The sequence below is a fragment of the Neisseria sp. P0022.S010 genome (assembly GCF_051956635.1).
On record NZ_JBQCXF010000749.1, the window covers coordinates 1 to 970 of the forward strand.

The window sequence follows — 970 nt, forward strand, 5'->3', positions numbered from 1 at the left end:
ATTTGGTATGCCTTCGAACAGCATGAACAACATGGCGACGTAGTCGTCTTCGGCGACAGTCCCGAACACTACTTGCGCAGCCAAGGCCTACCCGTTTCCTACCGTCCCCATGCCGGATTGGAGAGTGCCGGTACCGAAGCACTGTTCAACTTAAGCATCCGCCACAACCCCATCGTCGAAGGCATACGCACGGCCGACTACAACTACCGCAGTGCCGATACCGACCTCTTTGCCGAAACCGACAACAAACAGTCCGAAGAGTCAGCCGACAACACCGTTTTATTGGGCAAACAGCAGCATTGGGGCCTTCATCCCAAAACCCCCGACGAAGCCCAAGTTCAGACGACCCTGTTGAACGAAGCCAACCTCTGCCGTCAAACCGTTGCCAACGGTAGCGGCAACGTCGTCTCCATGACACCGATGAAGGTGTTCCAAACCGATGTCTCCTTCCCAGAAGCCCCCGACGGCTGGCTGGTACTTTCCATGGAACACAGCGGCAGCCGCGATACCGCCTACAGCCACACCTTTACCGCCATCCCCGCCCAACACGCCTACCGTCCCGAACGCATCACCCCGCGTCCGCATATCGCCGGCACACTACCCGCACGTGTAACTGCGGCGGAGAACTGCACCTACGCCTATATCGACGACATGGGCCGTTACCGCGTCAAACTACCGTTTGATTTGGACGAATGGAGCCCCGGCGGGGAAAGCCGTCCCGTCCGACTGGCCAAACCCTATGCCGGTCCCGAATACGGCATCCACTTCCCCTTACACGAAGGCACAGAAGTGATGCTCTCCTTCGTCCAAGGTAATCCCGACCGTCCGTATATCTCCGGAGTGATGCACGACAGTGCCCATACCGACCATATCCCCGCCGATTGGAACACAAGGAACGTCATCCGTACCTGGGCGAACAACAAACTGAGGATGGAAGACCTGCAAGGTCAGGAACACATCAAACTCGCCA

The 970-nt window shown here is 57.6% G+C and carries 1 protein-coding gene; it reads left to right on the top strand.

The window, feature by feature from the left end; all coding sequences use genetic code 11:
• A partial coding sequence (locus ACTHUT_RS21150; RefSeq protein ID WP_440419765.1) for a type VI secretion system Vgr family protein occupies nt 1-970 on the top strand: 970 nt, incomplete at both ends.